Source organism: Mesorhizobium sp. L48C026A00, from assembly GCF_000502375.1.
In the GTDB taxonomy this organism is placed as follows: domain Bacteria; phylum Pseudomonadota; class Alphaproteobacteria; order Rhizobiales; family Rhizobiaceae; genus Mesorhizobium; species Mesorhizobium muleiense.
Window position 1 is genome coordinate 80,763 of the sequence record NZ_AYWU01000019.1, and the last position, 26,927, is coordinate 107,689.

At 64.2% G+C, this 26,927-nt stretch carries 22 protein-coding genes and 1 pseudogene; 17 read left to right on the plus strand and 6 right to left on the minus strand.

The window, feature by feature from the left end; all coding sequences use genetic code 11:
- Positions 1–200 precede the first annotated feature (200 nt).
- The 4 genes from X738_RS68385 to X738_RS68400 all read left to right on the plus strand — a co-directional run bounded on the left by X738_RS68385 (position 201) and on the right by X738_RS68400 (position 4,093).
- Positions 201–1,124 carry a carbohydrate ABC transporter permease gene (locus X738_RS68385; RefSeq protein ID WP_023801467.1) on the plus strand — a complete coding sequence of 308 codons (924 nt, stop codon included), beginning with the start codon at positions 201–203 and terminating at the stop codon, positions 1,122–1,124.
- Between the two features lie 8 nt (positions 1,125–1,132).
- On the plus strand, positions 1,133–1,972 hold the full coding sequence (locus X738_RS68390; protein ID WP_023801468.1) for a carbohydrate ABC transporter permease: 840 nt from the start codon (positions 1,133–1,135) through the stop codon (positions 1,970–1,972).
- Entirely contained in the window at positions 1,969–3,030 is a 1,062-nt protein-coding gene (locus X738_RS68395) for a Gfo/Idh/MocA family protein (RefSeq protein ID WP_023801469.1), read from the plus strand. The genes X738_RS68390 and X738_RS68395 overlap by 4 nt, the downstream gene beginning before the upstream one ends.
- 64 nt (positions 3,031–3,094) lie before the next feature.
- Positions 3,095–4,093, plus strand: coding sequence for an ABC transporter ATP-binding protein (locus X738_RS68400; protein WP_023801470.1), 999 nt, complete (start codon positions 3,095–3,097; stop codon positions 4,091–4,093).
- Positions 4,094–4,291: 198 nt separating this feature from the next.
- Here X738_RS68400 and X738_RS68405 read toward each other — a convergent pair whose 3' ends face one another.
- From X738_RS68405 to X738_RS68430, 5 genes are all read right to left on the minus strand, one after another.
- Positions 4,292–5,137: a fumarylacetoacetate hydrolase family protein gene (locus X738_RS68405; protein ID WP_023801471.1), complete on the minus strand. Its 846-nt coding sequence runs from the start codon at positions 5,135–5,137 to the stop codon at positions 4,292–4,294.
- A gap of 31 nt (positions 5,138–5,168) precedes the next feature.
- Entirely contained in the window at positions 5,169–5,900 is a 732-nt protein-coding gene (locus X738_RS68410) for an SDR family oxidoreductase (protein ID WP_023801472.1), read from the minus strand.
- Positions 5,901–6,406: 506 nt separating this feature from the next.
- Positions 6,407–8,779 (minus strand): aldehyde dehydrogenase family protein, encoded by a 2,373-nt coding sequence (locus X738_RS68420; protein ID WP_023801475.1) that lies wholly within the window; start codon positions 8,777–8,779, stop codon positions 6,407–6,409.
- 16 nt (positions 8,780–8,795) lie between these two features.
- Positions 8,796–9,845 carry a deoxyribose-phosphate aldolase gene (gene deoC, locus X738_RS68425; RefSeq protein WP_023801476.1) on the minus strand — a complete coding sequence of 350 codons (1,050 nt, stop codon included), beginning with the start codon at positions 9,843–9,845 and terminating at the stop codon, positions 8,796–8,798.
- A 423-nt stretch (positions 9,846–10,268) separates the two neighbouring features.
- A complete protein-coding gene (locus tag X738_RS68430) occupies positions 10,269–11,096 on the minus strand; it encodes a ferredoxin--NADP reductase (protein ID WP_023801477.1) in 828 nt (275 codons plus the stop codon).
- Positions 11,097–11,317: 221 nt separating this feature from the next.
- Between X738_RS68430 and X738_RS68435 the strand changes: the two genes are divergently transcribed.
- From X738_RS68435 to X738_RS68480, 11 genes and pseudogenes are all read left to right on the plus strand, one after another.
- Positions 11,318–13,411, plus strand: coding sequence for a hydantoinase/oxoprolinase family protein (locus X738_RS68435; RefSeq protein ID WP_023801478.1), 2,094 nt, complete (start codon positions 11,318–11,320; stop codon positions 13,409–13,411).
- Position 13,412: 1 nt separating this feature from the next.
- On the plus strand, positions 13,413–15,158 hold the full coding sequence (locus X738_RS68440; RefSeq protein WP_023801479.1) for a hydantoinase B/oxoprolinase family protein: 1,746 nt from the start codon (positions 13,413–13,415) through the stop codon (positions 15,156–15,158).
- A 116-nt stretch (positions 15,159–15,274) separates the two neighbouring features.
- Positions 15,275–16,051, plus strand: coding sequence for an ABC transporter substrate-binding protein (locus X738_RS68445; RefSeq protein WP_023801480.1), 777 nt, complete (start codon positions 15,275–15,277; stop codon positions 16,049–16,051).
- Between the two features lie 576 nt (positions 16,052–16,627).
- Positions 16,628–16,816 (plus strand): annotated as a pseudogene (locus X738_RS83100) (glycine cleavage T C-terminal barrel domain-containing protein); the annotation flags it as partial.
- Between the two features lie 302 nt (positions 16,817–17,118).
- The gene (locus X738_RS68450) at positions 17,119–18,246 is read left to right on the plus strand and encodes a transporter substrate-binding protein (protein ID WP_023801482.1); all 1,128 of its coding nucleotides are present in this window, start codon (positions 17,119–17,121) and stop codon (positions 18,244–18,246) included.
- Complete coding sequence (locus X738_RS68455) at positions 18,243–18,842, plus strand: ANTAR domain-containing response regulator (protein ID WP_023801483.1); 600 nt, start codon at positions 18,243–18,245, stop codon at positions 18,840–18,842. The genes X738_RS68450 and X738_RS68455 overlap by 4 nt, the downstream gene beginning before the upstream one ends.
- Positions 18,820–19,728, plus strand: coding sequence for an ABC transporter permease (locus X738_RS68460; RefSeq protein WP_023801484.1), 909 nt, complete (start codon positions 18,820–18,822; stop codon positions 19,726–19,728). Before X738_RS68455 ends, X738_RS68460 begins: the two co-directional genes overlap by 23 nt.
- On the plus strand, positions 19,725–20,645 hold the full coding sequence (locus X738_RS68465; RefSeq protein WP_023801485.1) for an ABC transporter permease: 921 nt from the start codon (positions 19,725–19,727) through the stop codon (positions 20,643–20,645). The genes X738_RS68460 and X738_RS68465 overlap by 4 nt, the downstream gene beginning before the upstream one ends.
- 92 nt (positions 20,646–20,737) lie before the next feature.
- Positions 20,738–22,333 (plus strand): ABC transporter substrate-binding protein, encoded by a 1,596-nt coding sequence (locus X738_RS68470; protein WP_245277757.1) that lies wholly within the window; start codon positions 20,738–20,740, stop codon positions 22,331–22,333.
- Entirely contained in the window at positions 22,323–23,267 is a 945-nt protein-coding gene (locus X738_RS68475; protein WP_023801487.1) for an acetamidase/formamidase family protein, read from the plus strand. The genes X738_RS68470 and X738_RS68475 overlap by 11 nt, the downstream gene beginning before the upstream one ends.
- 208 nt (positions 23,268–23,475) lie before the next feature.
- Complete coding sequence (locus tag X738_RS68480; RefSeq protein WP_023801488.1) at positions 23,476–25,245, plus strand: ABC transporter ATP-binding protein; 1,770 nt, start codon at positions 23,476–23,478, stop codon at positions 25,243–25,245.
- A gap of 30 nt (positions 25,246–25,275) precedes the next feature.
- Here the strand turns inward: X738_RS68480 and X738_RS68485 are convergent, their stop codons facing one another.
- Positions 25,276–25,764, minus strand: a complete 489-nt coding sequence (locus X738_RS68485; RefSeq protein ID WP_084833817.1) for a methyltransferase family protein — start codon at positions 25,762–25,764, stop codon at positions 25,276–25,278.
- Positions 25,765–25,894: 130 nt separating this feature from the next.
- Here X738_RS68485 and X738_RS68490 point away from each other — a divergent pair, with 130 nt between their 5' ends.
- Positions 25,895–26,398, plus strand: coding sequence for a MarR family winged helix-turn-helix transcriptional regulator (locus tag X738_RS68490; protein WP_051407885.1), 504 nt, complete (start codon positions 25,895–25,897; stop codon positions 26,396–26,398).
- 181 nt (positions 26,399–26,579) lie between these two features.
- Positions 26,580–26,900 (plus strand): hypothetical protein, encoded by a 321-nt coding sequence (locus X738_RS68495; protein WP_023801491.1) that lies wholly within the window; start codon positions 26,580–26,582, stop codon positions 26,898–26,900.
- The last annotated feature ends 27 nt before the right edge of the window (positions 26,901–26,927 follow it).

Consider the following 26,927-nt stretch of genomic DNA (forward strand, 5'->3'; position numbering starts at 1 on the left):
TGTCGCCGGAGGCGACAGAGGGGGTCGGTAAAGGCAGGCTGCGACTTGATCGTTGCCGGGAGGCGCGGTCGAAGTCACGATGGCGCGGCCTTAGCCGACCCCACCCGCCTCGCTTCGCGAGGCACCCTCCCCTCGAGGGGGAGGGAGGCGCCGCACCCTTGGCGGCAATTGCAAGAACCTGATCGGCGGGGACCGAACGCATGGCCGCAGCACCGAAACGACCGTTCCGCTGGCATATCGTCGTCTTCCTGGCGCCGGCGGTGCTGGTCTATACGGCGATCATGATCCTGCCGCTGGCCGGCACGCTGCAGCTCTCGCTGTTCCGCAACATCGACCAGGCCCAGGTCTTCGTCGGGTTCGAAAACTTCCGCAGGCTGTTCGGCGATCCCAACTGGTCGGTCAATTTCTGGAACGCGCTGCGCAACAACGTCTGGTTCTTCATCATCCACATGATCGTGCAGAATCCGATCGGCGTGCTTTTGGCCGCACTGCTGTCCAGCCCGCGGCTGAGATTCTCCGCCTTCTACCGCACGGCGATCTTCGTGCCGACGATCCTGTCCTTCGTCATCGTCGGCTTCGCCTGGAAGCTGATCCTGTCGCCGCTGTGGGGCGTGGCGCCAAACCTGATGGATCTCGTCGGCCTCAAAAGCCTGTTCACGCCGTGGCTCGGCAAAGAACAATATGCGCTGACCACGCTCAGCCTGATCTCGGTGTGGCAGTTCGTCGGCATCCCGATGATGCTGATCTATGCGGCATTGCTGTCGATCCCAGAGGAGGTGATCGAAGCCGCCGAATGCGACGGCATCACCGGCATGTCGCAGTTCTGGAAGATCAAGCTGCCGCTGATCCTGCCGTCGATCGGCATCATCTCGATCCTGACCTTCGTCGGCAATTTCAACGCCTTCGACCTGATCTACACCGCGCAAGGCGCGCTGGCCGGACCGAATTACTCGACCGATATCCTCGGCACCTTCCTCTACCGCGCCTTCTTCGGTTTCCAGCTGCAGGTCGGCGATCCCAACATGGGCGCGGCGATCGCCACGATGATGTTCCTGATCATCCTTGGCGGCGTCTGCGTCTACCTGTTCCTCGTCCAGACGCGCCTGCGTCGCTATCAGTTTTAGGGGGCGATATGAGCACGGCAACCCACTCCCTGCCCCGCACCATCGGCGCCCATGCGGTGCTGTTGACCTACACGGTGATCGCGCTGTTTCCGGTGATCATCGTCATCATGAATTCGTTTAAATCCCGCGCCGGCATCTTCGGCGCGCCGCTGACGCCGCCGACCCCGAAAACCTTCGACCTGATCGGCTACACCACCGTCATCGGCCAGGGCGATTTCATCCATTACTTCCAGAACAGCCTTGTCGTCACCGTCGCCTCGCTGTTCTTCGTGCTGCTGTTCGGCGCGATGGCCGCCTTTGCGCTGTCGGAATACCGTTTTCGCGGCAATTCGCTGATGGGGCTTTATCTCGCCCTCGGCATCATGATCCCGATCCGCCTCGGCACCGTCGCCATCCTGCAATTGATGGTGGCGAGCGGGCTGGTCAACACGCTGACGGCGCTGATCCTGGTTTATACAGCGCAAGGCCTGCCGCTCGCCGTCTTCATCCTGTCGGAATTCATGAAGCAGGTGTCCGACGATCTGAAGAATGCCGGACGCATCGACGGTCTGTCCGAATACACCATCTTCTTCCGGCTGGTGCTGCCGCTGGTGCGGCCATCGATGGCGACGGTCGCCGTCTTCACCATGATCCCGATCTGGAACGATCTGTGGTTTCCGCTGATCCTGGCGCCGTCGGAGGAGACCAAGACGGTGACGCTCGGCGCCCAGCTGTTCCTCGGCCAGTTCGTCACCAACTGGAACGCCATCCTGGCCGCGCTGTCGCTGGCGATCATGCCGGTGCTGATCCTCTACGTCATCTTCTCGCGGCAGCTGATCCGCGGCATTACTTCGGGAGCGGTCAAGTGAGTTCGGAAAAACCTCTTCGCGTCGTCGTAGCCGGGCTCGGCAATATGGGCCGCAGCCATGCGCTGGCCTATCACACCAATCCGGGTTTTGAGATCGCCGCGCTGGTCAACCGTTCGGACGTGCCGCTGCCGGCCGGGCTTTCCGGCTGTGGCATCAGGCGCTCCTTCGACGAGGCGCTGCGCGACGAAAAACCAGATATCGCCTGTATCGCTACTTATTCCGACAGCCATGCCGACTATGCCGTCAAGGCATTCGAGGCCGGCTGCCATGTCTTTGTCGAAAAGCCGCTGGCGACGACGGTGGCGGATGCCAAACGTGTCGTTGCCGCAGCTAAGGCCAACGGCAAAAAACTGGTAATCGGCTATATCCTGCGCCATCACCCGTCCTGGATCAGGCTGATCGCCGAGGCGCGCAAGCTCGGCGGTCCTTACGTGTTCCGCATGAACCTCAACCAGCAATCCTCCGGCCATAGCTGGCAGACGCACAAGCAGTTGATGCAGACGACGTCGCCGATCGTCGATTGCGGCGTGCACTATCTCGACGTGATGCTGCAGATCACCGACGCCAGGCCGGTCGAGGTGCGCGGCATGGGGCTGCGGCTGAGCGACGAGATTGCGCCCACGATGTACAATTACGGTCATCTGCAGGTGCTGTTCGACGATGGTTCGGTCGGCTGGTACGAGGCCGGCTGGGGGCCGATGATCTCGGAAACCGCCTTTTTTGTGAAGGACGTGATCTCGCCGAACGGCTGCGTGTCGATCGTCATGAAGGAGGGCGTCAGATCCGACGACATCGACACCCACACCAGGACCTCGACCATCCGGCTGCACAGCGCGGCGACCGGCGCGGAAGGAAAATTCGCCAAGCCGGATGAGATACTGTCGATGGAAGGCGAACCCGGCCATCAGGAACTCTGCGATCGCGAACAGGCCTTTCTGCTCAAGGCGGTCCGCGAGGATATTGATCTGACCCGCCACATGGACGACGCCGTGAAGTCGCTCGCCGTCTGCCTTGCCGCCGACGAAAGCGTCCGCAGCGGGAAGGCGGTGCGATTGTGACAGGGGAAATTTCGTCAGGGATAGCGCTCTACAGCGCCCCCACATTCCAATCCGGAGGAACGCCGTGGGCTCGCTGAACATCGAGAATGTGAAAAAAGCGTTTGGGCCGGTCGAGGTGCTGAAGGGCATCAATCTCGAAGTGACCGATGGCGAATTCGTCGTCTTCGTCGGCCCCTCCGGCTGTGGTAAATCGACGCTGCTCAGGGTCATCGCCGGACTGGAGGATTCGACCTCGGGCCGTGTTGTCATCGACGGCGCGGACGTCTCCGCCACCCCGCCGGCCAAGCGCGGCATCGCCATGGTGTTCCAGACCTACGCGCTCTACCCGCATCTGACGGTGAAGAACAATATGGGCCTCGGCCTCAAGCAGGCAGGCACGCCGGCGGCCGAGATCGACCGCCGCATCGGCATCGCCTCCTCGATGCTGTCGCTGGAGCCCTATCTCGCCAGGCGCCCGGCCGAGCTGTCCGGCGGCCAGCGCCAACGCGTCGCCATCGGCCGCGCCGTGGTGCGCGAGCCCAAGCTTTTCCTGTTCGACGAGCCTTTGTCCAACCTCGATGCCGCACTGCGCGTCAACACCAGGCTGGAGATCGCGCAACTGCATCGCCGGCTGAAGGCGACGATGATCTACGTCACCCACGACCAGGTCGAAGCGATGACGCTGGCCGACAAGATCGTCGTGCTCAATGCGGGCAGGATCGAGCAGATCGGCGGACCGATGGAACTCTACAATGCGCCGGCGAATGAGTTCGTCGCCGGCTTCATCGGCTCGCCGAAGATGAATTTCGTCGACGGCGCCAGGCTTGGCGAGACGGCCAAGACCATCGGCGTCCGTCCCGAGCATTTGACCGTCGATGCGAAATCCGGCGCCTGGAAAGGCACGGTCGTCCATGCCGAGCATCTCGGCGCCGACACCAACCTCTATCTCGACTGCGAAAAGGCCGGGCTGATCACCGTGCGCATTTTTGGCGTCTACAACGCCGAGCCGGGCGCCACGCTCTACGCGACGCCGGATCCGGCGAAGACTTATCGGTTTGGAGCGGATGGCAAGGTGCTGAAGTAGCGCGCCCCTTTCTCCTTCTCCCCCTGTGGGAGAAGGTGGATCGGCGCGCAGCGCCGAGACGGATGAGGGGTGTTGGACGGAATGCCGACGGTGCCAAGNGGGGTGTTGGACGGAGTGCTGTCGGTGCCAAGCTGGAGCACCCCTCATCCGACCGCTTCGCGGCCACCTTCTCCCACAAGGGGAGAAGGCAGAGCGCCCCTACTCGTCCGCCTTGAACGTCTGCTTCTGCATGCCCAGCCCTTCGATGCCGAGCTCGACCACGTCGCCGGGCTTTAGGAACACCGGCGGCTTCATGCCCAGCCCGACGCCTGGCGGCGTGCCGGTCGAGATGATGTCGCCAGGATGCAGCGACATGAACTGGCTGAGATAGGAGACCAGATAGGCGACGCCATAGACCATGGTCTTGGTCGAGCCGTTCTGCATCGTCTTGCCGTTGACCTTCAGCCACATCGGGATGTTCTGCGGGTCCTGGATCTCGTCCTTGGTCACCAGCCACGGGCCGATCGGCCCAAAGGTGTCGCAGGACTTGCCCTTGGTCCACTGGCCCTGGCGCTCGGCCTGGAAGGCGCGCTCGGACACGTCATGCGCGACGCAGTAGCCGGCGACATAATTCAGCGCCTCGGCCTCGGTGACGTATTTCGCGGTTTTGCCGATGACCACGCCAAGCTCGACTTCCCAGTCGGTCTTGACCGAGCCGCGCGGGATCAGCACGTCGTCGTCAGGCCCGACGATGGCCGAGCTTGCCTTCATGAAGATGATCGGCTCCGGCGGCACGGTGGCGCCGGTCTCGGCGGCATGGTCGGAATAGTTCAGGCCGATGCAGATGAATTTGCCGGTGCCGGCAACGCAGGCGCCGATGCGGGGATTGCCGGAGACCGCCGGCAGCGATTTCGGATCGAGCTTCGACAATGTTTCGAGCGATGCCGGGTCGAGCGCCTTGCCGGCAATGTCGGTGACATGGGCGGAGAGATCGCGGATCGTTCCATCCGCATCGAGCAGGCCGGGGCGTTCGCTCCCCGCTTCGCCATAGCGCAGCAGTTTCATTCTTTTTCTCCTGGTTGCGGCCGGAGGCCTCTTAGATCGACCAGCCACCGTCGATATTATAAGCCTGCCCCGACGTATAGGTGGCTCCAGCCAGATAGACGGCGAGATCGGCGATTTCCTCTGCTGTGCCGAGGCGGCCCATCGGCTGGCGGGCGATGAAGGCGGCGCGGGCCGCCTCGTAGTCGCCCTGCGCATGCATGCGGTCCTCCAGCGAGGGGCTTTCGACGGTGCCCGGGCAGATGGCGTTGCAGCGTATGCCCTTGCCGACATAGTCGGCAGCGACCGATTTGGTCAGGCCGATGACCGCAGCCTTGGTCAGCCCATAGACGAAACGGTTCGGCACGCCCTTGGTCGAGCCGGCCAGCGACGCCATGTTGATGATCGAACCGTCGCCGCGCTCCAGCATGCCGGGCAGCACGGCGCGGATGGTGCGGATCATCGAGCGGACGTTGAGATCATAGGCAAAATCGAGATCGGCGTCCTTCATCTCGAGGATCGAGCCGGAGTGGACGAAGCCGGCGCAGTTGAACAGCACGTCGACAGCGCCGATCTCGGCGAAGGCCGACGTCACAGCCTCGTCGTTCAGCACGTCGAGCTTGCGGGTCTTGATGCCGGCAATCTTGCCGAGGTCGGCGAGCAGCACCTCGTTGATGTCGGTGGCGTGGACGACAGCGCCCGCCTTGGCGAAAGCCAGCGCGCTCGCCCGGCCGATGCCTTGTGCCGCCGCCGTGACGACAACGATCTTGCCTGCCAGATCCGCCATGCCTTTTTTCTCCCTCTGTGGCCGCCCGGGTGCTATTCGCTTAGGGGTGGCAAATGTTTTTTCTCGGTAAAGAACATCAATTCTGCCGTCAAGCCAGCGTCTTTCTCCCCGTCACTATACGGGGAGAAATGCCCGGCAGGGCAATGAGGGGCGGCCCCGACGTCGACAATNGCGCTGCCCCTCACCTGCCTGCCGGCATCCTCTCCCCGTATAGTGACGGGGAGAGGGGCGCTGTCATCGATGGTTTTCGCCAAAATCCAACGCTGTAGAATGTGCGCCGAGGCTGCGGCCAGCCCTTTCTCCCCGTCACTATACGGGGAGAAATGCCCGGCAGGGCAATGAGGGGCGGCGCCGACGTCGACAATCGACACCACGCTCAGTCGCCGTAGGGCACCCAGACGTTCTTGACCTCGACGGCGCGGCGCAGCAACGCATCGCCGGCGGCCTCGGCCNATGCCCGGCAGGGCAATGAGGGGCGGCCCCGACGTCGACAATCGACACCACGCTCAGTCGCCGTAGGGCACCCAGACGTTCTTGACCTCGACGGCGCGGCGCAGCAACGCATCGCCGGCGGCCTCGGCCGACGTCCAGTCGAGGCTGCGGCCGTTGCCGGTCCAGACGCGCTTGAGATTGCCGACGGAGTCGGCTTCGGCCCTGGCGCAGGTCTCGGCATCGGCGAACAGCCACAGCCCGTCGACATCGTCATGCCTGGCCAGCACGCCGGCGAGCTCGGCGCTGCGCCCGGTGACGATGTTGATGGCGCCGGCCGGAACGTCGGAATATTCGATGATTTGGTAGAGATCGGTGGCCAGCAGCGGATATTTTTCCGACGGCACCGCGACCACGGTGTTGCCCATGGCCAGCGCCGGCGCCACCAGCGAGATCAGGCCAAGCAGTGGCGCATTGTCTGGCGCCACGATGCCGACGACGCCGACCGGCTCATGCAGCGCCAAGGTGACGGCGCGGGCCGGCGGCTGGTGGACGCGGCCCTCGAACTTGTCGGCCAGGCCGGCATAGAGGAACAGCCGCTCGATTGATTGGTCGACCTCGTCGCGCCCGGCCTTGGCGGTGGCGCCTGTCAGCTCCGTTAAACGCGCCGCGAATTCTCCGGCACGGCCCGAAAGATTTTCGGCCAGATAGTACAGCACCTGGCTGCGGTTGTAGGCGGTCGCCTCCGGCCAGGCCCTGCAGGCGCGTGCAGCCGCGACGGCATCGCGAATATCCTTGCGGCTGCCGAGACCGACCTCGCCGGCAAGCTTGCCCTTGGCAGTGGCTATCGCAAGCGAATAATTGCCGTCCGGCCTGACCTGCTTGCCGCCGATGAACAGCTTTGCCGTGCGGTCGATGGCATCGCTTTCCGACCGCTCGATCGACTGAGCCGTAGCCGGTGCCGGCTTGATGGCCGGGCCGAGCGGCAGCTTTGCCGAGAGGTATTCGAGCATGCCCTCGCGCCCGCCTTCGCGGCCAAAGCCGCTCTCGCGATAACCGCCAAAGCCGCAGGCGGCATCGAACATGTTGGTGCCGTTGACCCAGACGACGCCAGCCTTCAATTGCGGCGCGACGTGCAGCGCAAGGTTGACGTTCTCGCTCCACACCGAGGCGGCCAGGCCGTAGCGCGTGTTGTTGGCGAGCTCGACCGCTTCCTCGGTGTTGCGGAAGGTCATGGTCGCCAGCACCGGTCCGAACACCTCTTCCTGCGCCAGGATGTTGGCCGGCGAAACGCCTGTCGCCAGCGTCGGCAGATGGTAATAGCCGGAGGACGGCAGTGCCACGTCCGGCTGCCAGCAGACGGCGCCCTGTTTGGCGCCTTCGGCGACCAGCCCCTTGACGCGATCGAGCTGGGTCAGGTCGACCAGCGGGCCGATATCGGTGTTCTTGTCGAGCGGGCTGCCGACGCGCAGCCGGCTCATCCGCGTCTTGACCTTGGCGATGAAGGCTTCAGTGATGCCCTCCTGCACCAAAAGGCGCGAGCCGGCGCAGCAGACCTGGCCCTGGTTGAACCAGATGCCGTCGACCAGTCCCTCGACGGCGCTGTCGAGGTCGGCATCCTCGAAGACGACGAAGGCCGACTTGCCGCCAAGCTCCAGCGATATTTTTTTGCCCGACCCGGCAGTGGCCTTGCGGATGATCTTGCCGACCTCGGACGAGCCGGTGAAGGCGATTTTTTGGACGCCGGGATGGTTGACGATTGCCGCGCCTGCCTCCGGCCCGCCCTGGACGATGTTGACGACGCCCTTCGGCACGCCGGCGCGCTGACAAATCTCGGCGAACAGGATGGCGGTGAGCGGCGTGAACTCGGCCGGCTTGAGCACCACCGTGCAGCCGGCGGCGAGCGCCGGCGCGATCTTCCAGGCCAGCATCAACAGCGGAAAGTTCCACGGGATGATCTGGCCGACGACGCCGACGCCCTTCTGATCCGGAAAATCCCTGTCCAGCGCCTGCGCCCAGCCGGCATGGTGGATGAAATGGCGGATGGTCAGCGGCACATCGATGTCGCGGCTTTCGCGGATCGGCTTGCCGTTGTCGATCGATTCCAGCACCGCGAACAGCCGCTGGTGGCGCTGCATGGCGCGGCCGATGGCGTAGAGCACTTTCGCGCGTTGGTAGCCGGTGGCTGCGGCCCATTTCGGCAGCGCTTTTGTCGCGGCCGAAACCGCCGCGTCGATATCGGCAGCTCCGGCATCCGACACCTTGGCCAGCAATTTTCCCGAAGACGGGTCGCTGGTATCGAAGGTCTTGCCGCCGCCCGCTGCTTTCCAGTCGCCGCCGATGAACAGCGCTTTGGAAAAATCACGCGCGGCAAGCCAGGCATCGGCCTCATTGCGGGCCTCCGGCGCCGGGCCGTAATCCATGGCGTGATAGCGTTCGAGAATGTTCATCAGGCGCTCCCGATAGTCACGCCATCGCGTGGCGATGATTGGCCGAATAGTGACCGGTCAGATGGTGTTCGAGCTGGCGCTCGATGTCGGTCAAAAGGCTCGACGCACCGAAGCGGAACAGGTCCGGCTCCAGCCACCGTCGGCCGAGTTCCTCCTTCATCAGCACCAGCCAGTCGAGCGATGCCTTTGCCGTTGAAATGCCGCCGGCCGGCTTGAAGCCGATGAGGTAGCCGGTTTCCTCGAAATAGGCGCGGATGGCGCGCACCATGGCAAGGCCGACCGGCAATGTCGCGTTGACGCTTTCCTTGCCGGTCGACGTCTTGATGAAATCGGCGCCCGCCATCATCGCCACCATCGAGGCGAGCATGACGTTGCGCAGCGTGGCGAGGTCGCCGGTGCCGAGAATGACCTTCAGGTGCGCCTCGCCGCAGGCGGCGCGCATCGAAACGATCTCGTTATAGAGTTCCTGCCACTTCGCCCCAAATACCAGCCCGCGCGGAATGACGACGTCGATCTCGTCAGCACCATCCCTCACTGAAGCTTCGATCTCCTGCAGGCGCGTTGAAAGCGGGGTGAGGCCATGCGGGAAGGCCGTAGAAACGGCGGCGACATGGATGCCGCTGCCGCGCAGCGCATCGACGGCGGTGGCGACGAAGGGATGATAGACGCAGACCGCCGCCGGGCGGATCTTTTCACCGGTAATGCCGAGGCCTTCGACGATGTCGCGGCGGAACGGATTGACCGCCTTGGCGCAGAGCCGGCGCACGCGCTCGTCGGTGTCGTTCGAATTCAGCGTGGTCAGGTCCATGCAGGCGACGGCGCGCAGCAGCCAGGCGGCCTGGTTGTCGGCCTTGATCGAGCGCCGCTTGGTCAGGCTGGCGACACGCCGTTCCAGCGCCGAGCGGTTGACGCTGCGCATCGATTCCATGAAGCCGAGATCGAGCTTCATGCCGGGGTTGCGGGCAATGCCGTGCGATTGCGGCGCCGGCGCATTGGCGGCAGAGCGCGCCGGCAACGGTGTGATCTTGGAAGGTCCGAGCTCGGCCTCGCGAATTGTGCTGCTCATCTCCTGCCCCTTTGTTCAGCGACTTGTGCCGAAGATAGACCGTGAAGCAGCGCTTCACGAGTCCTTCAGGCGGTCATAGCGGAAAAATCCCAACAGCGCGGCGGCTCAGGATAAAATGCTGATCTGCAGCGATCCTTGGCGCCCCCCTCTGTCCTGCCGGACATCTCCCCCACGAGGGGGGAGATTGGCAGCTTGGCCCCTCCGCTCAATCCTGCAACTTAGACAATTGGCGAAAGCCGGGATCACAGCCGATCTCCCCCCAAGTGGGGGAGATGTCCGGCAGGACAGAGGGGGGCGCTGTCCCGCCGGCATCAAAAGTTTTGCACCGTCGTGACGCTCTAATGTCACGGAATGGATCCCAGGGTCTGCGCCGCGTCGCTTCGCTCCTTGCTTCGCCCTGGGATGACGAACTGTGTCGAGACCCTACCCGACAAACGCGCGCTCGACGACGAAGCTTGCCGGATGATGCAGCGAGCCTTCCTCGAAGCCGAGGCTTTCGGCCAGTTCCTTGACGTCCCTGAGCATGTGCATCGAGCCGCAGATCATGATGCGGTCCGTCTCCGGGTTGAGCTTGTCGATGCCGAGATCGGCATAGAATTTTCCCGAGCCGATCAGCGCGGTGATGCGGCCCATGCGCTCGGAGGTTTCGCGCGTCGTCGAATTGTAGAGCGTGACGCGGCCGCCGGTCAGCTCGCCGATCAGCGGGTCGTTCTCCAGCTCTGCGACCAGCTCCTGGCCGTAGGTCAGTTCGGCATTGTCGCGGCAGGTGTGGGTCAGCACGACCTGCTCGAATTTCTCAAAAGTATCGGGGTCGCGCAGCAGGCTGGCGAAGGGCGCGATGCCGGTGCCGGTCGAGATCATGAACAGGCGCTTGGCCGGGGTCAGCGCGTCGACCACCAGCGTGCCGGTCGATTTTTGCCGCATGATGACGGTGTCGCCGATCTCGATCTTCTGCAGCTCAGAGGTCAGCGGGCCGTCCGGCACCTTGATCGAAAAAAACTCCAGCTCGTCGTCCCAGGCGGGGCTGGCGATCGAATAGGCGCGGAACACCGGCTTCTCGGCATTGGGCAGGCCGATCATGACGAACTCGCCGGAGCGGAAGCGCAGCGACTGCGGCCGGGTGATGCGGAACGAAAACAGCCGGTCGGTATAGTGCTTCACCGAGACGACGGTTTCGGCATAGACATTGGCCGGAATCGGGAACTGCAGCGGCCGGGCGCCGGCGGTGTTGAGCGCGGATGTGGTGTTCATCAAACCTAACCTTCTGGCCTAACCCGAGGGCGCTGACGCCAAACTTTCTCCTGCGCGCCCGAACCGATCAGGTTCCGGCGTGCCGTTTGCACACTGCCAAGCGGTAAGCTCTTGTGTCCGGAATTTATTAGTATACAAATGATATTTGCGTCAAGACGCCAGGCTGAAACACCTTTCCAAACTGAGACATATCTGTAGTCCTGACATTTCGGGTTTCGACAATGGAAGAGAATTTTTCGGCGCAGACGCTGGATTCCTCGGGCAGCGTCGTCGCCGGCATCGATGTCGGCGGAACCTTTACCGACCTGCTTCTGATCGACGGGCGTCACGGTGGCAAGGTGCATATCGCCAAGACCCCGACCACCATCGACAATCAGGCCTTCGGCGTCGTTTCGGCGCTCGACGCCACCGGTTTTCCCATCCGCGGCATCGACCTCATCGTGCACGGCACGACCACCACCACCAACGCAGTGCTCGAGCGCCGGCTGGCCAGGACCGGCATGATCACCACGCGCGGTTTTCGCGATGTCATCGAGCTTGGCCGGCGAACGCGGCCGCAGGCCTATGGCATGACCGGCAGCTTCGTCCCGATCATTCCGCGCAATCTGCGGCTTGAAGTGTCGGAGCGCGTCGAAGCATCTGGCGCGGTGCGCATTCGGCTCGACGAAGCCGAGATGCGCGACGCGGTTTCACAATTGCTCGCGGCCGGCTGCGAATCCCTCGTCATCCATTTCCTGCATTCCTACGCCAATCCGGCGCATGAGCGGCGCGCCGCCGAGATCGCCGCCGCGCTTTGGCCGAACAGCTACATCACGACAGGCCATGCACTGCTGTCGGAAGCGCGTGAATTCGAGCGCGGCGTCACCGCTTCGGTCAACGCCTCGGTGCAGCCGATCCTCGAGCGCTATGTCGAGCGGCTGCGCAAGGAATTGGGGTCAAAAGGCTATGCCCGCGACTTCCTGATCATGAACGGCAATGGCGGCATGATCTCGGCCCGCTTTGTCACCCGTGAATCGGCCAAGACTGTCATGTCCGGCCCGGCCTCCGGCGTCATCGCGGCCGCCTATACGGGAAAACGCGCCGGCTTCGAAAACCTGGTCACCTACGACATGGGCGGCACCTCGACCGACGTGGCGCTGATCCGCAATGCCGAACCGGCGGTGTCGAACGAGATCGAGATCGAATATGCGATGCCGATCCATGTGCCGATGGTGGCGGTGCACACGGTCGGCGCCGGCGGCGGCTCGATCGCCCGCGTCGATGCGGCAGGCCTGATCCAGATCGGCCCGGAAAGCGCCGGCGCCAATCCCGGGCCGATCTGCTACGGCCGCGGCGGCCGCGAGCCGACCATCACCGACGCCAATCTGGTGCTCGGCCGGCTGGCGCCGAAAAAACTGCTTGCCGTCGAGAACCCGGTCACATCAGAACACGTCACCGGCATCTTCGAGGACAGGATCGGCCGCCCCACCGGCCTGTCCGGCGTCGAGGCGGCGGGCGCGGTGCTGCGGCTCGGCAACATCAAGATGGCCGGCGCCATCCGCATGGTTTCGGTGTCGCGCGGCCACGACCCGCGCGATTTCGCGCTGTTCGCTTTTGGCGGCGCCGGGCCGCTGCATGCGACAGCACTGGCGCGCGAGCTCGGCCTGCCCAAAGTGCTGGTGCCGGCGCGGCCGGGCATCACCAATGCGCTCGGCTGCGTCGTCGCCGATCTCAGGCACGATTTCGTCAACACCGTCAACCAGCCGGTGGCCAGCCTCGACGAAGCCCAGCTTCACGCGATATTGGAACGGCACCGAAACGAAGGTGAAGAGCTGATCGGCAAGGAGGCGATAAAGCCGGAGACGATCCGCGTCACCCATTCCGCCGACATGCAATTCGTCGGCCAGACCCATATCATCAATGTGCCGCTACCCTCGTCCGCGGTGACGCGCGCGGTACTGCAGCAGCTGTTCGAAAAGGCCTATTTTGCCCGCTTCAAGGTTGAGCTGCCGGAGATCCGCGCCAATCTGGTCAATCTCAATACGTCGGTGACGGGCGTTCGGCCGGCGATCGATCTGTCACGGCTGATCGACCCGGCTGGCCGCGCCAGAACGCTTGATGAGGCGCGCCGCGAAATCCGGCCGGTCTGGTACGGCGGACGCTGGCACGACACGCCGGTCTATAGCAGGGAAATGCTGCCGCTCGACGCCGTCGTCGAAGGGCCAGCGATCCTCGAACAGATGGACGCCACCACCGTGCTCGAACCCGGCGACCGGGCGCGCTCGGACGTCGACGGCAACATCATCATCGACATCGGCATCGAGTGGGGAGCCTGAGATGCAAAAGCTCGACGCTATCACGCTTTCGGTCATCCAGGCGGCGCTGCAGCAGGTCTGCGACGAGATGGACCTGACGTTTTCGCGCGCCGCCTTCTCGCCTGTCATCGCCGAGGCCAACGACCGCTCCGACGGCATCTATTCGGCGGTCGACGGATCGCTGATCGCACAAGGCAGCCAGGGCCTGCCGGTGTTCGTCGGCGTCATGCAGTATTCGACCAGGACGGTGATCGAGATGATCGCCGACGGACGCTGCCTGCCGCCCGAGCCAGGCGATATCTACATCGTCAACGACCCCTATCTCGGCGGCACCCATCTGATGGATGTGCGCTTCGCCATGCCGGTCTACCGGGACGGAAAAATCTTCTGCTGGCTGTCGAACACCGGCCACTGGCCTGATATCGGCGGCTCGGTGCCGGGCGGCTTTTCCGCCTCGGCAACGGCGGTCGAGCAGGAAGGCCTGCGGCTGCCGCCGGTAAAACTGTTCAAGCAGGGCGTGCTCGACCGCGAGATCTACGCCATCATCTGCTCGAACATCAGGGTTGCCGACCAGCGCATCGGCGACATCCGCGCGCAGGCGGCGGCACTGCTGATCGGCCAGGACCGGCTTAATGGAATCCTGGATCGTTACGGAGATGAAACAGTCGTCGAGGCGATCGCCGAACTGCGCCGCCGCGCCGCCGAACAGATGCGCGCCAACATATCGGCCATTCCCGATGGCATTTACCGCTCTAAAGCCTTTGTCGATTCCGACGGAGTGGTGAACCAGCCACTGACCATTGCGCTGGCGGTGGAGAAACACGGCGACACGCTCAGCTTCGATTTTTCCGGCTCGTCAAAGCCGTGCGCTGGGCCGATGAACAGCGTGCTGGCGACGACCTTGTCCTCGGTCTATCTCGCCATGCGCCACATTTTCCCCGACGTGCCGATCAGCGCCGGCGCCTTCGAGCCGCTGATCGTCAAGCGGCCGGAAGGCACTTTTCTCGACGCCAGATACCCGCGCCCGGTCTCGGGCTGCGCTGCCGAGGTATCGCAGCGCATCGCCGAGGCGGTGTTCGCGGCGATGGTGCAGGCGCTGCCCGACAAGGTGACGGCGGCTCCCGCCGGCTCCAGCGGCAATTTCGCGCTTGGCGGCAACGACCCGGCCCGCGGCCGCGACTATGTCATGTACCAGATTTCTGGCGGCGGCTATGGCGGCAATGCCGGTCACGACGGCCTGACCAATGGCTGCTCAACCATCGGCATTTCCAAATCGCCGCCGGTCGAGATCATGGAGCAGGCGTTTCCGGTGCTCTACAGCCACTATGCCCTGCGCGAAGGCTCGGGCGGCGCCGGCAGGCATCGCGGCGGTTTCGGCCTCGCCTATGAGGTCGAGATCCTGCGCGGCGACGCCCGCGCCTCCTTCGTCATGGACCATGGCCGTTTCGGCCCGCAAGGCGCGCTCGGCGGCAAGGACGGCGCGGTCAACACGGTGACTGTTTTTCGCGATGGCAAGCAGCATGTGCCGCCGCATCTCTCCAAGGAGCAGGACATCGCGCTGAAGGCCGGCGACCGCGTGCGCGTCGGCACGCCGGGCGGCGGCGGCTATGGTGATCCCCTGCAGCGCGATCCGCAACTGGTGCTGCGGGATGTCGCCTTGGGCTATTACACGCCCGAACAGGCCACCGAGAAATTTGGCGTCGCCCTTTCCGCGGACGGGTCGGCGATCGACCAGGCCGCCACCGGGCGGGCACGAGCAGCCGGCTGACCGACGAAGCCTCCAATCGGCCTTGCCGCGCCGTGATCGCCGCCGCGCATGTCGTTTCCGTCTCCGCCGCGCCCACAAAACCCCGTAGACTTCGCGGATCAACGGAGATCTGGATCATGCGCCTTTTCGGTCGTTTCTTGGCTGCCGCTTCCGTCGCCCTGGCGCTCGCCACCGGTGCTGCCTCTGCCCAGGACAAGAAACTCAGGCTCGGCACCGAGGGCGCCTATCCGCCTTTCAACTATGCCAATGCCGATGGCACGCTGGGCGGTTTCGACATCGATCTCGGCAAGGCGCTGTGCGCCGAGATGAAGACTGAGTGCGAGTTCGTCGTGCAGGATTTCGACGGCTCGATCCCCGCCCTGCAGGCCGGCAAATTCGACGCCATCATCAACATCACCATCACGCCGGAACGCGCCGAGAAGGTCGACTTCACCCACAAATACTACCAGACGCCGCCGGCCATCGCGGTGCCGAAGGATTCGACCGTCACCGGCACCTCGCCCGAGGACCTGAAAGGCAAGGCGCTTGGCGTCCAGAGCGCGACGATCCATCAGAATTTCGCCGAGCAGAAATACGCAGGCTCGACGATAAAACCGTATCCGACCGGCGACGACGCCCGCACCGACATGGTCAACGGTCGCCTCGACGCGGTAATGGACGGCTCGATCCTGCTGACCGAATGGCTGAAAAAGCCCGAGGGCGCCTGCTGCAAGCTGCTCGGCACCCTGGCCCCCGACCCGGCCATCCACGGCCCAGGCGTCGGCATCGCGCTGCAGAAGGGCAACAAGGCGCTGGCCCAAAAACTCGACGCGGCGATCGACGCGCTGCGCGCCAACGGCAAATATAAGGAAATCAACGACAAGTATTTTGCCTTCGACGTCTACGGCGAGTAGGCGGAGGCGCTCCGAGCGGGGGGCTTGTTCAAACGCCAGGGCAATCGCTGTAGGCTGCCCCTCATCGCTACATCGCTTTCGTCATCCTGGGGCGAAGCAAGGAGCGAAGCGACGCGGCGTAGACCCCAGGATCCATGCCGTGCCCTCAGAGCGTCACGGCGGTACAGAACCTTTGATGGCGGAGCGAGGCGCCCCCCTCTGTCCTGCCGGACATCTCCCCCACAAGGGGGGAGATTGGCCGCCACCACCGCCTTCGCGAACCGCCACCGTTGCAAGAGCGAGCGGTGCGCCAAAACTGCCGATCTCCCCCCAAGTGGGGGAGATGTCCGGCAGGACAGAGGGGGGGCGAAGGATCACTACAGATCTGCATTTATCCTGGTCCGCTGCATTCTTGGGCTGATGTCCGGGATAAATCCCGGGGTCTGCGCCCGCGTCGCTTCGCTCCTTGCTCCGCCCCAGGACGCCGAAGCGACAGGCGTTTCCGCCAATCGCCAAGGTATACGCACGCACATGTAACCTGCGCCGGCCGTCGCAGAGGCGGATCAGCGTCACCAATGTCACCGTGAAGGCGGCGAGGATGCCGGCGTCGTCACCTACCGTGACCACGGCTATTCGCTGGGGACGGTGCTGGCAACCGCGCATCTGCGGCTGCCGTTCACGCAGATCGGCACGGTGCTCAGCATTGACATCGATGGCATGCCGACACGCGTGGTGGTGTCGGCGATGCCGTTCTTCGATCCTGACGGGGCGAGGCTGAAAGCGTAGTCTAGCTGTGGCTCCAGCCAGCCGCCGAGGTAAGATTCAAAGCAAAACCCGCTCGTTAGCGCAGGTGCGTCGCGCAGGCGGGACACGCCATTCCGGATGGGCCGAATTCTCTGCGAGGCCCTCGCGCAACCAGACGCAACGCCGTCACTTTCCCGGCCCTCACTTTTCCCGCTTGACTGACCCGCCGTACCGAATACGCTAATGGAGAAAATACCGGCTCCGACCGCCGGGCGGCAAAAATGCCTCGTATGCCTCGCCTTCCGCGGCGGCGGCTGCGGGGCATTGTTATTTTGGGGATTTGCTTGGGACGGCGTATTGAAATCGGCATCCTTTACTCGCGGTCGGGCAACTACCGCCTGCTGTCCGAATCCTGCCGTTCCGGTGCGATGACGGCCATCGCCGATGTCAATGCCGATCCCGCCATCCCGATCGAATTCGTTCCGGTGGAGCGCGACCCTCAGGGCAACATCGATGGCTACGCGACGGGCTGCGCCGACATTCTCGCCAACAGCGGCGCGCGCCACATCATTGGCTGCATCACGTCATGGAGCCGCAAGGAGGTCATCCCGATCCTCGACCGCGCCGGCGGCACGCTCTGGTATGCCTGTCCCTATGAGGGCTTCGAAGCGAACGAGCATGTCGTCTACATGCACGCTTGTCCGAACCAGCATCTCGTTCCGCTGCTGGCCCATGTCGTGCCGCGCTTCGGCGCCAACGGTTTTCTGCTCGGCTCGAACTACATCTGGGGCTGGGAGACCAACCGTGTCGCCCGCGACCTGATCGCCGACGCCGGCGGCAAGGTTTTGGGCGAGCGCTATCTGCCGCTCGGCGAGGTCGATGTCTCCAGGCTGATCGCCGAGATCCAGGCGACCCGGCCGGATTTCATCTTGAACAACCTGATCGGCTCCTCGTCCTATGCCTTCATCGCGGCCTATGCCGAACTTGCCGAACGCGACCCGCATTTCAGGCCGGAGCGCTCCCCGATCTTGTCCTGCAATCTCACCGAATGCGAGTTGCCGGCGCTTAACGAGGCGGGCAATGGCCACCTTTCCGTCGGGCCGTACTTTCACGACATCTCGGCAGCGGATCGCCAGGGCGATTCGGCGCCCACCATCATGCCAGCCTCGTCCTTCGAGGCAGCGGCCTATGCCTCGGTGCGGACGCTTGCCGAAATCCTCGCCCGCAATCCCGGCGCACAATGGCCGGACCTTTCCCAGGCCTTTGCCGGAACCTCGTTTCGAACCCCGCTCGGCGACATCTCCATCGATCCGCAAACCCAGCACGCCACCTTGCCGGTGCAGATCGGGCGCATCGAGGGCACCGCCTTCAAGACTGTGATGGTGACCAAGGGTGTCGCGCCCGATCCCTATCTGTCCCGCTATGACCGGACCGAGACATTCGGCCGCCCACGCCTGAGGGTGGTCTCGTGAGCAAGGTCCCGCGCATCCCGAACCTCGGCGGCGCCAGGGCCTTTGTCCTGCATCGTCCGCATCCGACGGTGCAGGCGATCACGCGGCAATTGTCGGCCATCGGCCTCGAGACGGTCGGCTGCTGGCCGGAACTGCCGGCCGAGGCGCTGGCGGCGGACTTCGTTTTCTTCGATGCGGATCTCGGCTTTGACGAACAATTCCCCTGGGCGCCGGGTGAGGCGCCGATGCCGCTGGTGGCGCTGATCGGCTCCGAAGCGCCGGGCCGCATCGAGTGGGCGCTGTCGCACAAGGCCGACGCCCAGTTGCTGAAGCCGGTCGGCAATGCCGGTGTCTACAGCGCCCTGTTGATCGCACGGCAGAGTTTCGAGGCGCGCAAGCTTTTGGCAAGTGAGATATCGTCGCTTCGCCTGCGCGTCGCAGAGCGCCAGACCATCGTGCGCGCGGTGGAGGCCTTGTCGAAAGGCGCTGAGGACGGCCGCGCCTATGCGCAGCTCCGGTCGCTGGCGATGAGCTGGCAGATCAGTGTCGAGGAGGCCGCGGGCCGGATCGTGGCGATGACGGAAGAAGGCGGCGATGACCAGACCCATCGCGCCTGATCTTCCGGCAACCGGGCGCATGCCGGTCAAGCCACGCGCCGGCGTCTGGCGGCGACTGGTCAAGCGTCCCCTGGCGTCGATCGGCCTGGTGATCGTTGCCGTCGTCGTGGCCGGCGCCATCCTGGCGCCGTGGCTGACCGGCTACGATCCGAACGAGCAGATGTTCGACGGGCTGACGCTTGAAGGCGCGCCCTTGCCGCCGAATGCCAGCTTCTGGCTGGGCACGGATCTGCTCGGCCGCGATCTGCTGACCCGCATCCTTTTCGGCGCACGCACCTCGCTGATCATCGGCATCGTCGCCAACGGCGTGGCGCTTCTGATCGGCACGCTGGTTGGCGTCACCGCGGGCTATTTCCGCGGCTGGATCGGTGGCGCGCTGATGCGCTTCACCGATCTGATGATGGCCTTTCCGGCGCTGCTGCTCGCCATCTGCCTGGCGGCGGTGCTCCAGCCGAGCCTGTGGATCGTTGCCATGGTGATCGCTCTGGTGAACTGGGTGCAGACCGCGCGGGTCATCTACACCGAGACAAGCTCGCTCGCCGAGCGCGAGTTCATCGACGCCGAGCGTACGATCGGGGCCAACGCGCCACGCATCCTGTTTCGCCATATCCTGCCGCATCTGCTGCCGACGATCATCGTCTGGGGCACGCTCGGCATCTCGACCACGGTGCTGCTCGAAGCAACGCTCAGCTATCTCGGCATCGGCGTGCAGCCGCCGACCGCATCCTGGGGCAACATCATTTTCGAGAACCAGACCTATTTTCAGGCAGCGCCCTGGCTGGTCTTCTTTCCTGGTGCGGCGATCCTGGCGCTGGCGCTGGCCTTCAACCTCATCGGCGATGCGCTGCGCGACATCCTCGATCCGACGCAAAGGGGCCGGGCATGATCGCCTATCTCGGCCGCCGCGTTATCCAGTCCGTGCTCATCCTGCTCGGCGTCTCATTGATCACCTTTGCACTGCTCTACCTGCTGCCCGCCGACCCCGTCCGCCAGATCGCCGGCCGCAGTGCCACGCCCGAAACGGTCGAGAACATCCGCCGGCAGCTCGGCCTCGACCAGCCCTTCTTCATCCAGTACTGGCGCTATCTGATCAGCCTGCTCAGCGGCGATCTCGGCCGCTCCTACATCCAGCGTTCCGAGGTCACGGAGCTTATCGTGTCGCGGCTGCCGGCAAGCCTGCTTTTGATGGTCGGCGCCATCCTTTGCGAGCTGGCGATCGGCCTGACGATGGGCCTTGTTGCCGCGGTCAGGCGCGGCACCGCCACCGACCAGACGCTGATGGTCGCGTCCTTTGTCGGCGTCTCGGCGCCGCAATTCGTCGTCGGCCTGCTGCTCCTTTATGTATTCGCCGTGCAGCTCGGCTGGTTTCCGATCGGCGGCTACGGCACCTGGCGCCATCTGGTGCTGCCGTCCCTGACCATGGGAATACTCGGCGCCGGCTGGTACGCCCGCATGATGCGCTCGTCGATGATCGACGTGCTGCGCCAGGATTATATGCGGACCGCCCGCGCCAAGGGCCTTGCGCGCGGCGCCATCATCTTCCGCCATGCACTGCCCAACGCCATCCTGCCGGTCATCGCCATGATCGGCATCGACATCGGCATCTTCATGGGCGGCATCGTAGTGGTCGAAAGCGTGTTCGGCTGGCCCGGTATCGGCCAGCTTGCCTGGCAGGCCATCCAGCGCGTCGACATCCCGATCATCATGGGCGTCACCCTGGTTTCGGCCTTCGCCATCGTGCTCGGCAATCTCCTGGCCGACACCGTCGCACCGTTCATCGATCCGCGCATCAAGCTCAGATGAAAACCAAAAAAAGACCGGTAACAACCAGAGAAAGGGAACATGAGATGAAGAAATTCTTGACCTCCACCGTTGCGGTATCGGTGCTCGCGCTGATGCTCGGCATGACAAGCGCCCGCGCCGAACACGCCGTCGATCCGAACGCCAAGCCGGGCGGCGCGATCACCATCACCTACAAGGACGACGTCGCCACGCTCGATCCGGCCATCGGCTATGACTGGCAGAACTGGTCGATGATCAAGAGCCTGTTCGACGGGCTGATGGACTACGAGCCGGGCACCACCAATCTGCGGCCCGACCTCGCCGAGAGCTACGAGATCGCGCCCGACGGCAAGACCTTCACCTTCAAGCTGCGCCAGGGGGTGAAGTTCCACAATGGCCGCGAGATGACTGCCGGCGACGTGAAATATTCGCTCGATCGCGTCACCAATCCGAAGACGCAGAGCCCGGGCGCCGGCTTCTTTGGCTCGATCAAGGGCCATGAGGATGTCGCTGCCGGCAAGGCGGAAAGCTTGTCGGGCGTCACCGTCGTCGACCCCTACACGATCAAGTTCGAGCTGACCCGGCCCGACGCCACCTTCCTGCATGTCATGGCCATCAACTTCTCGCATGTCGTGCCGAAGGAGGAGGTCGAGAAATACGGCGCGGATTTTGGCAAGCATCCGGTCGGCACCGGGGCTTTCAAGTTCGCCGAATGGACGCTCGGCCAGCGCGTCGTCTTCGAGCGCAACCCGGATTACTGGCACAAGGGCCTGCCGCATCTCGACAAGGTCACCTTCGAGATTGGGCAGGAGCCGATCGTCGCGCTGCTGCGGCTGCAGAAGGGCGAGATCGACGTGCTCGGCGACGTTATTCCGCCGGCCAAGTTCCAGGAGGTGATGGCCGATCCCGAGCAGAAGGACCGTGTCGTCGAGGGTGGTCAGTTGCACACCGGCTACATCACCATGAACACCACCATGGCGCCCTTCGACAATGTGAAGGTGCGGCAAGCGGTCAACATGGCGATCAACAAGGACCGTATCGTCCAGCTGATCAACAACCGCGGGGTGCCGGCCAACCAGCCGCTGCCGCCGTCGATGCCCGGCTACGACAAGGAATTCAAGGGCTATCCCTATGACGTGGCCAAGGCCAAGGCTTTGCTTGCCGAGGCCGGTCATCCCGATGGTTTCGACACCCAGCTGTTCGCCATGAACACCGATCCCAACCCGCGCATCGCCCAGGCGATCCAGCAGGACCTGGCGGCAGTCGGCATCAAGGCCAGCATCCAGTCGCTGGCGCAGGCCAATGTCATCGCGGCCGGCGGCGACAAGGCCGGCGCGCCGATGATCTGGTCCGGCGGCATGGCCTGGATCGCCGATTTCCCCGATCCGTCGAATTTCTACGGGCCGATCCTCAGCTGCGCCGGCGCGGTTCCGGGCGGCTGGAACTGGTCGTGGTACTGCAACAAGGATCTCGACGCCAAGGCGGCGGAGGCCGACTCGATCGTCGATCCGGCCAAATCAGGCGAACGTGCCAGGATGTGGAGCGCGATCTACGGCAAGATCATGGAAGACGCGCCCTGGGTGCCGGTCTTCAACGAGCAGCGCTTCACCATGAAATCGCCCCGGATGGGCGGCGCCGACAATCTCTATGTCGACCCTGTCCATATCCCGATCAACTACGACAATGTGTATGTGACCGATGTGCAATAACTGCGACTACACCATCCACGGGCGCCATCACCATTTCGGCTGGGACAATTCCTTTGTCCCGACTGAGCGGGTGGCGCCCGGTTCGACGATCGAGTTTCAGTGCCTGGACTCGTCCGGAGGCCAGTTGACGCTGGACAGCACTGTGGACGACGTCGCTTTGCTCGACTTCGCCAAGGTGAACCCCGTCACCGGGCCCATCTATGTCGACGGGGCTGAGCCGGGCGACGCGCTGAAGATCACAATTGAGGCGTTCAAGCCGTCCGGATTCGGCTGGACGGCGAACATTCCGGGGTTCGGGCTGCTCGCCGACGATTTTCCGGAGCCGGCGCTGAACATCTGGACATACGACGCCGCCTCGCTCGAGCCGGCGCTGTTCGGCAAGCATGCGCGGGTGCCGCTAAAACCCTTTGCCGGCACCATCGGCAACGCGCCGGCTGAAATGGGCCTCCACTCGGTGGTGCCGCCAAGGCGCGTCGGTGGCAATCTCGACATCCGCGATCTCGCGGCCGGCACCACGCTCTATCTGCCGGTGGAGGTCGCCGGTGCGCTGTTTTCGGTCGGCGACACGCATGCCGCGCAGGGCGACGGCGAAGTGTGCGGCACGGCGATCGAAAGCCCGATGGATGTCGTGCTCAAGCTCGATCTGGTCAAGGATATCAGGCTGAAGACACCGCGCTTCACCATGCCCGGACCGGTGACGCGCCATCTCGATGCCAAGGGCTATGAGGTGACGACCGGCATCGGACCGGACCTGATGACGGGCGCCAGGGAAGCGGTCTCGCAGATGATCGACCTGCTTGCCGGCCGCTACGGAATGGACCCGGTCGAGGCCTATATGCTGGTTTCGGTCTGCGGCGATCTCCGGATCAGCGAGATCGTCGACATGCCGAACTGGGTGGTGTCGTTCTACTTCCCGCGCTGCGTGTTTGAATGAACGCTGCGTTCCGTCACACCCCCCTCTGGTCTGCCGACCATCTCCCCCGCAAGGGGGGAGATCGGATGTCACGAGGGATTTCGCCAATCTTCAACGGCGAAGAATGGCCGCGGGGGCGAAACTGCCAATCTCCCCCCTTGCGGGGGAGATGTCCGGCAGGACAGAGGGGGGTGCGCAGGAACACGACCTTCTCCCGGCCGCGCCCACAATGACCCTCGCCGACAACCCCATCCTCGATATCGCCAACCTCTCCGTCAGCGTGCGCGGCGAGGACGGCGAACGGGAAGTCGTGTCGGACCTGTCGGTGACGCTCAAGCGTGGCGAGACGCTTTGCATCGCCGGCGAATCCGGCTCCGGAAAATCGATGACGGCGCTGGCGATAATGCAGTTGCTGCCGCAGCCTGCCGCACGAATTTCCTCTGGCATGATCCAGCTTGGCGAAATCGACCTCGCGACACTCAACGAGCGTCGGATGCGCCGCATTCGCGGCGACCGCATCGCGATGATCTTCCAGGAGCCGATGACATCGCTCAATCCGGTGCTGTCGATCGGCCGGCAGCTGGTCGAGTCCATCGAGGCCCATACCGGCCTGTCGCGTGCCGAGGCCCGCCGGCGCGCCGTCGAGGCGCTGAAGGCCGTCCGCATCTCGGAAGCCGAAAGCCGGCTAAAACAGTTTCCGCACGAACTGTCCGGCGGCATGCGCCAGCGCGTGATGATCGCCATGGCGCTGGCGCTGAAACCGGATGTGCTGATCGCCGACGAGCCGACGACGGCGCTCGATGTCACGGTGCAAGGCGAGGTGCTGGAACTGCTGCGTGATCTGCAGCGCGAACACGGCACCAGCATCATCCTCATCACCCACGACATGGGCGTGGTTGCCGAAATGGCCGATCGCGTCGTCATCATGCGGCACGGCCGCATGGTCGAGCAGGGAACAGCCGCCGATATTTTTGCCCGCCCGCAAGCCGACTACACGCGCGAGCTGCTCGCTGCCGTGCCGCGCATTGGTACCGGCGTCGGCCGCCAAAAATCCGCCGAACAAAAATCCGTCGAAGCGGAAATGCCCGCAAGCGTGGCGGTGGTCAACGATCTGCATGTCCGCTTCGACCTGCGCGGTGGCTTCTTCGGCCAAGTGAACCGCCGTGTCCATGCCGTCGAAGGCATCAGCTTTTCGATCGCGCCGCGCGAGACTCTGGCGCTGGTCGGCGAATCCGGCTGCGGCAAGTCGACCACCGCCAAGGCGCTGGCCGGGCTTGTGCCCTACCACGGCGATATCGTCATCGGCGGGCGCAATCTGGCCGGCCTTGGCCGTGACCAGCGCAAGGCGGTTCGCCGCGACGTGCAGATGATTTTCCAGGATCCCTATGCCTCGCTTGACCCGCGCATGCGCGTCGGCGGCCTCGTTGCCGAGCCGCTGTTGATCCATGGCATCGCTTCGAAGGAAGAGCGTAGCCAGCTTGTGGCGGCGCTGTTTGAACGCGTCGGTCTCTCGGCCGACCAGATGGAGCTCTATCCGCACGAGTTCTCGGGCGGCCAGCGCCAGCGCATCTGCATCGCGCGCGCTCTCGCGCTCAGGCCCAAACTCATCATCGCCGACGAAAGCGTTTCGGCGCTCGACGTGTCGGTGCAGGCCCGCGTGCTCGACCTGCTGAAGGAACTGCAGCACGAATTCGGCATCGCCTATCTGTTCATCTCGCACGACATGGCGGTGGTCGAGAACATTTCCGATCGTGTCGCCGTCATGTATCTCGGCCAGATCGTCGAAATGGGCACCCGCGACCAGGTCTTTTCGAACCCGCGCCACCCCTACACCAAGCGCTTGATCGAGGCCGTGCCGGTGCCCGATCCTGCAAGGCGCCGGCCGCGTTTCGCGCGTCTCGATCAGGAAATCCCGAGCCCGACCCGAAAAATTGGCGAAGAGCCGCCGAAACTGGCCCTGAGGGATCTTGGCAACGGTCATCTCGTTGCGGTTTCCTGACGTGCGCAACTGTCGGCATTCTTGCGACGCTCAGAGCCACCGCCGCACGCGTCGCCTGTAGTCGCGATACGCACCGCCGAAACGCCGCTCGAGATAGGCCTCCTCGCGGGCGACGACGCCGTAGCGGACCAGGATTGCAAGCGGCAGCGTGAGGACAAGGATCCAGATATTCTGCGCGGCCACGCCGATGCCGCCATAGATGAGGAACATGCCGAGGTAGATCGGATTGCGCGTCCAGCCGTGGATGCCGGTCGTCACCAGCACGCGCGTCGGCTCATTCGTCGGCACCGGCGTCGCCGCGCGGGAGAAATTGCGAATGCCCGCGGCGAAAAGCGCAAAACCGACCAGGATCAGCGAGCCGCCGATGATCCAGGTGACCAGGTCATACCTGGGGAACGGCAAGCGCAGCAGGCGATCCAGCACGAAGCCAATCAGCAGAGCGGCAAGAAAGAGCAGCGGCGGTCTCGCGATCACGCCTGCGGTTCCGCTGTCGGTTTGCCCAGCCTGGTCCATTGCCATGTCTGCTCCCGCAGATGCCTAGGGCTACGAAGCCCATAGCCGCCTAGATACGACAACTAAGGTGTCATTCTAAAAGTTGACAACGGAGGTGTCAATTGCAGAGATTGGCCCGGACAAAGGAACTGAAGCGATGGCGTCGGCACGACACGGGACTGACCGAACGACGGGGACGGACCCCATCGCTGACGGCAAGGCCGAGGCGATCGCCGAGCTGATGCTCGAAGTGGCCCAGTGCTTCTTCAGGATACGGGCTCTCGGCCAGAAGACAGGGCTCATCACCAGTTGGGGCGGCGGTGCGTTCGGCTTCATGCGCAGCCTGGCGCTGCTTGGCCCGCTCACCGTGCCGCAGATCGCCCAGATGCGACCCACCAGCCGCCAGCGCATGCAGCGGCTGGCGGATGAGCTTGCGGCCGAGGGGCTCGTCGAATTCATCGACAATCCAAAACACCGGCGCTCGAAGCTTGTGCAGCTGACGCGCAAAGGCGCCGCGCGCTACGGCGAGCTGAACGCCCAGCTCCTGGCGATCGCCTCGACCATGGGCGTCGCTCTCGACGAAGCCGACATCCGCAACACCGCCGAGGTCGTGCGGCAGCTGAGCGATGATGTGAAAGCGCGCTCGGAGCGGCTGAGCTGACGCAAAGGCTGCGCGGCGCCATTGAAGCGATCCCCGATGCTTGAGCGATGAGCTCGCCAGCCGTTTGCCACTTCCGTCCGCCCCGACCGGCGGACGATTGCCAACCGGAACCTCTGCGGAGCTGAGGCGTTCGAACCGCTGGAGTTGAGAGCTGCGCCTGCAATTTGCAAAGAGTACTGCAATGGCTCAGAAACCAAAGATAACGACAGGCACGAACGACCGACCGCGCAACGAAACCATAGGCCAATCCGGCGAAGGTCTGCCTGATGACAGCAGCACGTCGCTTGAAGTCGACGAGACTGCGGTCGCCCGGTTGAGAAAGCAACTGCATGGCAAACCCGAGCATTTTGGCGAAGACAATCCCGACGAGGTTCCGCCAGGCACTCCCGGCGCCGGCGAGCATTTCTGTCGCCGCTGCGCCGGGACAGGCATGATCGACGGCCGCACCTGCCCCGAATGCGGCGGAACCGGAAAGGTGACGACGCCGATAGGCGGCGGCTGAGAAGAACAAGGCAGCGATCCCATCTCG